Consider the following 9,664-nt stretch of genomic DNA (forward strand, 5'->3'; position numbering starts at 1 on the left):
AGATGAACTACCCTACATTTTTCGTATCTGACTCGTGCTAACTGATTGACTGACACAGATGTTCACCTTATGGATGGCATTGCTCGCTGCTCTCTTCTCATGGACACTGAAGGCCGATCAATGTCCTATTTGTTTGACTTACTTCCATGAGCAAAGGAAAGCGCCTGTGGTCGTCAAAACCCAATGTTGTCGCCACCGCTTCGATCTGGACTGTATTTCGAAGTGTTTTTTTCATCAGCCCGTCGGCTCTCGCCGTTGTGCAATGTGTCGGCAAGATCCGATGCCTGTCCTGAATAAGAACACCGGTGAGTCTCACCCGGATACATTTTTCCCCGATGAGGCGTTTTATCTTGCCTGTCTCGAAGGGGATCTGGATCAGTTGGTGAAGTCACTGGCAGAGGGAGTCAACGTCAATGCCAATGTGGATAATGATTTAACTGCCTTGATGTTGGCAACCTTTAACGGGCACAGGGACGTCGTCGAACGCCTGGTCAGCGCCGGAGCGAATGCCAACGCCGTCAGTTGGAGTGGTCACACCGCACTGTCAATCGCTGCCCATAAGGGCCATGCCAACATCGTGAAACTCCTGATTGAAGCCGGGGCGGATCCCGACGCCCCCAGGCCCGGGGATTGCCCTATCCCTCTGTTCAGCGCTGCCCAGAAGGGCCATACCGGCATCGTGAAACTCCTGATTGAGGCCGGGGCCGACCTCAACGCCCCCCGGACTATGGATGGCGCCACCTCGCTGCATATCGCTGTCCAGAAGGGCCATACCGACATCGTGAAACTACTGATCGAAGCCGAGGCGGATCTCAATGCCCACCGGACTATAGATGGCACCACCTCGCTGCATATCGCTGCCCAAGAAAATAACACCGACATCGTGAAACTCCTGATCGAAGCCAAGGCGGATCTCAATGCCGCCTTGTCGGATGGAACCACCACACTCTCCATCGCAACCGAGTTGGGCTATACCGACTGCGAGGGAATGCTGACCTTCGCCGGGGCAAGGTAGGGAACAGAGACAGTTAAGGAAACAAAAGAGAGGCGTTATCTTATCCGGAAAACACGGCTTTCAGGTGTTAAGTTGATCGACAAGAGACGGTGAAAAGTCGAGATCCTGACAGGGCTGAAAGCTTCTCTGGGGCAGTTGAGGACTATTAACTGGGTAACTTGAGTTATTTTCTTGATCTATCCTTCCTCTCTTCACACCAGAATGCAAGGGTAGAATGATTAAGCACCCATTCTTTGCAGCACCACTTTTACTCATGACATTGTCTGTCGTCAGTCAGGCTCAACCGCTGACAAGGCGTTTGCAAGCTCAGGAAGCCACCGCCCGCCCTACAGGCTCTTTCAACAGCTACCTTTATTCTGACTCTGCCGGTGGTAAAGGAGGCTCACAGCAACATCGGCATACTTTGGGTTTAGATTGTTTCGTCTTTCCCTGTCACGGCGTTTGTCAATTCCGACCATCGTCCACTGGCAACGGGCCCACTGAAGGGCCAATCAATTCCGCAGAAAATTCGACAGACCACAAGGACGCAATGCCTGAACAAAGCTCATGTCCACATATGGACAATGGACATTGCCCGGAGTGCGCAGGTCATGTGACTAACACGGATCTACGTCTCACAGATAGCATTGCTCGCCCCGATATCCCCATGGACACTGACGTAACGCCAGAGCCTGATCCCTGTCCTATTTGTCTGGTTCACTTCCATGACCGTGATGAAGCGCTTGTGGTCGTCAAAGCACATTGTTGCGGCCACCACTTCGATCTGGACTGTATTTCCAGGTGTTTTGTTGATCAGCCCATCGGCTCTCGCCGGTGTGCAATTTGTCGGCAAGACCCGATGCCTATGGTGAATGAGAACACCAGTGAATCTCACCCGGATAAGTTTTTCCCCGATTGGACGTTTTATCTTGCCTGTTTTGAGGGGGACTTGGATCAGGTGGAGAAGTCACTGGCAGAGGGAATCAATGTCAATGTCGTTATGAATAATGGTTTCACTGCCTTGCTATTGGCATCCATCCAGGGGCACAAGGACATCGCCGAGTGTCTGATCAATGCCGGGGCGAATCTCAACGCCCGGACTGAGAGAGGTTCCACCTCGCTGTTCATCGCTGCTCAGAAGGGCCATACTGGCATCGTGAAACTCCTGATCGAAGCCAAGTCGGATCTCAACGCCCAAAATAACAATGGCGCCACCGCACTGTTCATCGCTGTTCAAAAAAATAACATCGACTGCGTGAAAGTCCTGGTTAACGCCGGGGCCGATCCCGACGCTGCCTTGTTGGATGGCACCACTTCGCTGTTCTTTGCTGCCCAACAAAATGACAGCGACTGCGTGAAACTCCTGATCGAAGCCAAGGCAGATCTTGACGCCTGTACCAAGAATGATGACACCCCGCTGCTCATTGCTGCTGCGAAAGGCAATACCGACTGCGTGAAACTCCTGATTGAAGCCAAGGCGGATCTCAACGCCCGGGCCAAGAGTGGCGCCACCGCACTGTTCATGGCAGCCCAAGAGGGCAATACTGACTGCGTGAAAGCCCTGACCGAGGCCGGAGCAAGGTAGTTAACAGAGGCAAGACAGGGAACAAAGGAAAGACGTTATCTTTTCCGGTAAATACAGCTTTCAGATGTTAAGGCGATCTACAAGAAACGGTGGAAAGTCGAGACCCTGTCAGGGCTGAAAGCTTCTCTGGGGCAGTTGAGAACAGTTGACTGCGTAATCTGAGTTATTTTCTTGATCTATCCTTCCTGTCTGTTCACCAGAGTACAAGGATAGAATGACTAAGCACTCACTCTTTGCAGCACCATTGTTAATCATGACATTGTCCGTCGTCTGTCAGGCTCAACCGATGACAAGACGTTTTGTTGTCGAGACTGAAAAGAAGCCATCCTTTAATCCGATGAAACAAAAAGAGCTGGGTCAGGATCACCCGTTTGCGGCCATCATTATGATGCCTGGCTCTGGAAATGCCCGGCAACAACACCCGCCATCAGAGTCATCGGGGCAGCAAACTCAGGGTGCCAACGCCTGCCCTGCAGGCTCTTTCAGCAACTCCTTTTATTCTGACTCTGCCGATGGTAGCGAAGGCTCACAGCAACTTTTGCATACTTTGGGTTTAGATTGTTTCGTCTTTCCCTGTCATGGCGTTTGTCAATTCCGACCGTCATCCGATAACAGCGAGCCCGTTGAATGGCCGATAAACTCCGCAAAACATTCGACAGGCCACACAAGCACAACGCCTGAACAAAGCTCATGCCCACATTTGGACAACGGACACTGCCCGGAGTGCGCAGGTCATGTGACTAACACGGATGTACTTCACAATGATGACGTTGCTCGCCCCGCTGTCCCTATGGGTACTGACGTAACAATGGAGTCCGACCCCTGCCCTATTTGTCTGGTTCACTTCCATGGTCGTGATGAAGCGTTTGTGGTCGTCAAAGCCCATTGCTGCGGCCACCGCTTCGATCTGGACTGTATTTCGAGGTGTTTTCTTGATCAGCCCATCGGCTCTCGCCATTGTGCAATGTGTCGGCAAGACCCGATGCCTATGGTGAATGAGAACACCGGTGAATCTCACCCGGATCCATTTTTCCCCGATCAGGCGTTTTATAATGCCTGTCTTGAGGGGGATTTGGATCAAGTGGAGAAGTCACTGGCAGAGGGAGTCAATGTCAATGCGGTTATGGATAATGATTTCACGGCTTTGATCTTGGCATCTTCCGGGGGGCACATGGAGATCGTCGAGCGCCTGGTCAACGCCGGGGCGAATCTCAACGCCCGAACCAAGAGAGGTTCCACCTCGCTGTTCGTCGCTGCCCAGGAGGGTCATACCAACATCGTGAAACTCCTGATCAAGGCCGGGGCGGATCTCAACACTCAGACAAAGGGTGGCGGCACCGCACTGTTCATCGCTGTCCAAAAAAATAACACCGACTGCGTGAAACTCCTGATTAACGACGGGGCGAATCTCGACACCGCCTTGTTGGATGGCACCACCCCGCTGTTCTTTGCTGCCCAAAAAAATTACAGCGACTGCGTGAAACTGTTGGTCGAAGCCAAGGCGGATCTTAACGCCCGGACCAAGAATGGCGTCACCCCGCTGCTCATTGCTGCCGGGAAAGGCAATACCGACAGTGTGAAAATCCTGATCGAAGGCGGTGCGGATCTCAACGCCGCCTGTTCGAATGGCGCCACCGCAGTGTTAATGGCTGCCCAGGAAAATAACACCGACTGCGTGGAACTCCTGATTGAAGCCAGGGCAGTTCTCAACACCCGGGCCAAGAACGGCGCTACCGCACTGTTCATGGCTGCCCAAGAAAATAACACCGGGTGCGTGAAAGCCCTTATCAACGCTGGAGTTAATCCCAACACCGCCCTACCGGATGGCGCCACCCCGTTGTTCATCGCAGCCCAGCAGGGCAATACCGAGTGTGTGAAACTCCTGATCAAGGCCAGGGCGAATCTCAACGCCGTCAGGACTACGGATGGCGCCACACCACTCTGCATCGCAATCGCAATAGGCAATACCGACTGCGCGAAAGCCCTGAGCGAGGCCGGGGCAAGGTGGCAACAGAGACAATGAAGGAAACAAAAGAGAGGCGTTATCTTATCCAGAAAACACCGCTTTCAGGTGTTAAGGTGATCGACAAGAAACGTTAAAAAGTTGAGATTCTGACAGGGCTGAAAACTTCTCTGGGGCAGTTGAGAACAGTTGAATGCGTAATCTGAGTTATTTTCCTGATCTATCCTTCCCACCCTTCACACCAGAATGCAAGGCTAGAATGATTAAACGCTCACTGTCTACAGTACCTCTGCTATTCATGACATTATCCGTCGTCTCTCAGGCTCAACCGATGACAAGACATTTTGTTGTCGAGATTACAAAGAAATCGTCGTTTAATCCGATGAAACAAAAAGGGCTGGGTCAGGATCACCCGTTTGCAGCCATCATAATGGTGCCTGGCTCTGGGAGTGATCAGCGACAATACCCGCCATCAGATTCAACGGGACAGCAAGCTCAGGGTGCCACCGCCCGCCCTTCAGGCTCTTTCAGCAACTCCTTTAATTCTGTCTCTGCCGGTGGTAGCGGAGGCTCACAGCAACATCTGCATACTTTGGGTTTAGATTGTTTCGTCTTTCCCTGTCATGGCGTTTGTCAATTCCAACCGTCATCCGATAACAGCGAGCCCGTTGAATGTCCGATAAATTCCGCAGAACATTCGACAGGCCACACAAGCGCAACGCCTGAACAAAGCTCATGCCCACATTTGGACAACGGACACTGCCCGGAGTGCGCAGGTCATGTGACCAACACGGATGTACTTCACACTGATGGCGTTGCTCGCCCCGCTGTCCCTATGGGCAGTGACGTAACAATGGAGTCCGACCCCTGCCCTATTTGTCTGGTTCACTTCCATGATCGTGATGCATTGCCTGTAGTCCTCAGAACCCAATGTTGTCGCCACCACTTCGATCTGGACTGTATTTCGAGGTGTTTTGTTGATCAGCCCATCGGCTCTCGCCAGTGTGTAATGTGTCGGCAAGACCCGATGCCTATGGTGAATGAGCACACCGGTGAATCTCATCCGGATACATTTTTCCCCGATCGGGCCTTTTATCGTGCCTGTTTTGAGGGGGATTTGGATCAGGTGGAGAAGTCACTGGCAGAGGGAGTCAATGTCAATACCGCTATAAATGATGGTCTCACTGCCTTGATGTTGGCATCCGCTCAAGGGCATAAGGACATCGTCGAACGCCTGGTCAACGCCGGGGCAGATATCAACGCCCGGAGTAAGGATGGCGCCACCCCACTGTTCATCGCAGCCCGAGAGGTTAATACCGACTGCGTAAAAGCCCTGATTAACGCCGGGGCTGATCTCAACGCCGCCTTGTCCAATGGTATCACCCCGCTGTTCATTGCAGCCTTGAAGGGCAATACCGACTGCGTGAAAGTTCTGATCGACGCCCGGGCTGATCTCAATGCACGGATTGAGGATGGCGCCACCCCCCTATTCATCGCTGCCCGCAAGGGGCATACCGACATTGTGAAACTCCTGATCGAAGCCAAGGCAGATCTCAACGCCCGCACTAAGGATGCCTCCAGGACTTTGGATGGTGCCACTCCGCTGTTCATCGCTGCCCGGAAGGGCCATACCGATATCGTGAAACTCCTGATCGAAGCCAAGGCAGATCTCAACGCCCGCACTAAGAATGGTGTCACCCCACTGCTCATCGCTGCCCGGAAAGACCATACCGACATCGTGAAACTCCTGATCGAAGCCAAGGCAGATCTCAACGCGCGGACTTCGGGTGGTGTCACCTCACTGTATATCTCAGCCCAGAACGGCCTTACCGACATTTTGAAAGCCCTGATCGAAGCCGGTGCGAATCTCAACGCACAGACTTCAGGTGGCGTTACCTCACTGTATATCGCAGCCCAGAACGGCCATACCGACATTGTGAAAGCCCTGATCGAAGCCGGGGCGGATCTCAACGCCCGGGTTACGGATGGCGTTACCTCACTGTATATCGCGGCGCAGAGCGACCATACCGACATTGTGCAAGCCCTGATCGAAGGCGGGGCGGATGTCAACGCCACCTCGCTTAATGGTGCCACCCCGCTCTATATCTCAAGTCAGAAAGGTAATACCAACTCTGCAGAAGTCCTGATTAACAGCGGGGCTGATCTCAACGCCGCCTTGTCGAATGGAGCCACCCCGCTGTTCATCGCAGCCCGCAATGGCAATACCGACTGCGTGAAAGTCCTGATCAACGCCGGGGCAGATCTCAACGCCCTACGGACTTCGGATGGCGCCACCCCTCTGTTTATCGCTGCCCGGAAGGGCCATACCAACATCGTGAAACTCCTGATCGAAGCCAAGGCAGATCTCAACGCCCGGACTACGGGTGGTTTCACCTCACTGTATGTTGCAGCCCAGAACGGCCATACCGACATCGTGAAACTCCTGATCGAAGCCAAGGCAGATCCCAACGCCCGGAATGCGAGTGGCGTCACCCCGCTGCTCATCGCAGTCCGGAAGGGCCATACCGACATCGTGAAACTCCTGATCGAAGCCAAGGCAGATCCCGACGCCCGGAGTGCGAGTGGCGTCACCTCGTTGTATCTTGCAGCCCAGAACGGCCATACCGACATCGTGAAACTCCTGATCGAAGCCGGGGCGGATTTCAACGCCCGGACCACGGGTGGCGTTACCTCTCTGTATATTGCAGTCCAGAACGGTCATACCGATATTGTGAAAGCCCTGATCGAAGCAGGGGCAGATGTCAACGCTGCCTATCTTCATGGTGTCACACCGCTGTACGTCGCAGCCCTGAAGGGCAATACCGACTCTGTGGAAGTACTGATCAACGCCGGGGCGAATCTCAACGCTGCCTTGTCGAATGGCACCACACCGTTGTGCATCGCAGTCCGAAAGGGCAAAATCGACTGCGTAAAAGTCCTGATCAACGCCGGGGCGGATCTCCACGTCTTCCGGACTTCGGATGACGCCACCCCGGCTTTCAATCGCAGCACGGAAGGGCAATAACGACTGCGTGAGAGCCCTGACCGGGGCAGGGGCAGAGCTGGGGCAGTCAAAGGAACGGTTCACTGCATAACTTGAGTTATGCTCTTGATCTATCCTTCCCCTCTTTACACCAGAATGCCAGGGTAGAATGATTAAACACTCACTCTTCGCAGCACCACTGTCAATAATGACATTGTCCGTCGTCTGTCAGGCTCAACCGTTGACGTGGCGCTTTGTTGTCTTGTTTGAACAGAACACAGGTTTTCCAAACCGGAACGTTTCTGTAACCCCTGACCAGCATACAATGTCGGGCACCATGTCAGACATTGCCTACACCAAGGGTTATGAAGGATCATATTTACCGGCTGATAAGAAACAAGTCAGACCAGACGGCTGCACGCAAAAAACGACCATCATTGAATCCATTTCGTGGCCATGGCTTTACGCCAATTATCTGCTGGTGGGTTACGAACTGATCCTGACCAGCAAAAACACCCCACTAAGTTTCACCTCTTATTCACGGCTACCTGTAGAAGAGGTTGTCGCTATCGCCTGGCTTTTAAAGAGTTATTGGAATATAAAATCATCGTCGTTTAATCCGATTGCACAAAAAGAGCGGTGTCAGGCTCACCCGCTGGCGGCCATCATTACGATGTCTGGCTCTGGCAATGACCAGCCACAACTTCCGCCATCAGAGTCATCGGGACAGCAAGCTCAGGAAGCCACCGCCCGCCCTGCAGGCTCTTTCAACAGCTTCCTTGACTCTGACTCTGCCGATGGTAACGGAGGCTCACAGCAACATTTACACACTTTGGGTCTGGATTGTTTCGTCTCTCCCTGTCACGGCGTTTGTCAATTCCGACCATCATCCAATAGCAGTGGGCCCACTGATTGGCCGATGAATTCCGCAGAACATTCGACAGGCCAGACTGAAGCAACGCTCGAACAAAGCTCATGCCCACATTTAAACAATGGACACTGCACAGAGTGCGCAGGTCATATGACTGACACAGATGCACTACCCATGGAGAGCATTGCTGGCCCCGCTGTCCCCATGCACACTGACGTAACAATGGAGTCCGATCCCTGTCCTATTTGTCTGGTTCACTTCCATGGTCGTGATGCAATGCCTGTGGTACTCAAAACCCAATGTTGTGGCCACCGCTTCGACCTGGACTGTATTTCCAGGTGTTTTGTTGATCAGCCCATCGGCTCTCGCCAGTGTGTAATGTGCAGGCAAGACCCGCTGCCCATGGTAAATGAGAACACCGGTGAGTCTCACCCGGATACATTTTTCCCCGACGAGGCGTTTTATATTGCCTGTTTTGATGGGGATTTGGATCAGGTGGAAAGGTCACTAGCAGAGGAAGTCCATGTCGATGCCGTTATGGATGATGATTTCACTGCCTTGATGCTGGTATCCATACTGGGACACAGGGACGTCGCCGAGCGCCTGATCAACGCCGGGGCGAATCTCAACGCCCGGACTACGGATGGCGACACCCCGCTTTTCATCGCAGCCTCGATGGGCAATACCGACTGCGTGAAACTGCTGATCGACGCCGGGGCAGATCTCAACGCTACCTGTCATAGTTCTATTTTTGGTGGCGCCACCCCGCTGTTCATCGCAGCCCTGAGGGGCCATACCGACACCGTAAAACTCCTGATCAATGCCGGGGCTGATCTCAACGCCTCCCGAACTTCGGATGGCGCTACCCCGCTGTTAATCGCGACCCTGAAGGACAATAACGACTGCGTGAAAGCTCTGACCGAGGCCGGGGCAAGGTAGGTAACAGAGGCAAGGCAGGGAACAAAAGAGAGTCTTTATCTTATCCGGAAAATACGTCTTTCAGATGTCAGGGCGATCTGCAAGAAACGCTGGAAAGTCGAGACTCTGGCAGGGCTGAAAGCGCGATTGAGAGAACGGTTCACTGCGTAACTTGCGTTATTTTCCTGATCTATCCTTCCTCTCTGTTCATCAGAATGAAAAGGTAGAATGATTAAGCACTCACTCTTTGCGGCACCACTGTTACTCATGACATTGCCCATCGTCTGTCAGGCTCATCCGTTGACCAGACATTTTGTTGTCGAGCTTGAACAGAAAACAAGTTCTCCAGG

5 protein-coding genes are annotated in these 9,664 nt (G+C 53.1%); all 5 read left to right on the plus strand.

From position 1 onward, the window contains the following. Nucleotides 1-73: 73 nt before the first annotated feature. Nucleotides 74-1,015 carry an ankyrin repeat domain-containing protein gene (locus KBW69_RS21450; protein ID WP_257282222.1) on the plus strand — a complete coding sequence of 314 codons (942 nt, stop codon included), beginning with the start codon at nucleotides 74-76 and terminating at the stop codon, nucleotides 1,013-1,015. A 214-nt stretch (nucleotides 1,016-1,229) separates the two neighbouring features. After that, nucleotides 1,230-2,579, plus strand: coding sequence for an ankyrin repeat domain-containing protein (locus KBW69_RS21455; protein ID WP_257282223.1), 1,350 nt, complete (start codon nucleotides 1,230-1,232; stop codon nucleotides 2,577-2,579). Between the two features lie 214 nt (nucleotides 2,580-2,793). Beyond that, nucleotides 2,794-4,602 carry an ankyrin repeat domain-containing protein gene (locus KBW69_RS21460; protein ID WP_257282224.1) on the plus strand — a complete coding sequence of 603 codons (1,809 nt, stop codon included), beginning with the start codon at nucleotides 2,794-2,796 and terminating at the stop codon, nucleotides 4,600-4,602. 199 nt (nucleotides 4,603-4,801) lie between these two features. Continuing rightward, entirely contained in the window at nucleotides 4,802-7,567 is a 2,766-nt protein-coding gene (locus KBW69_RS21465; protein WP_257282225.1) for an ankyrin repeat domain-containing protein, read from the plus strand. 127 nt (nucleotides 7,568-7,694) lie between these two features. Beyond that, on the plus strand, nucleotides 7,695-9,335 hold the full coding sequence (locus tag KBW69_RS21470) for an ankyrin repeat domain-containing protein (protein ID WP_257282226.1): 1,641 nt from the start codon (nucleotides 7,695-7,697) through the stop codon (nucleotides 9,333-9,335). The last annotated feature ends 329 nt before the right edge of the window (nucleotides 9,336-9,664 follow it).

This window comes from Endozoicomonas sp. ISHI1 (assembly GCF_024606225.1).
Taxonomy (GTDB): Bacteria; Pseudomonadota; Gammaproteobacteria; order Pseudomonadales; family Endozoicomonadaceae; genus Endozoicomonas_A.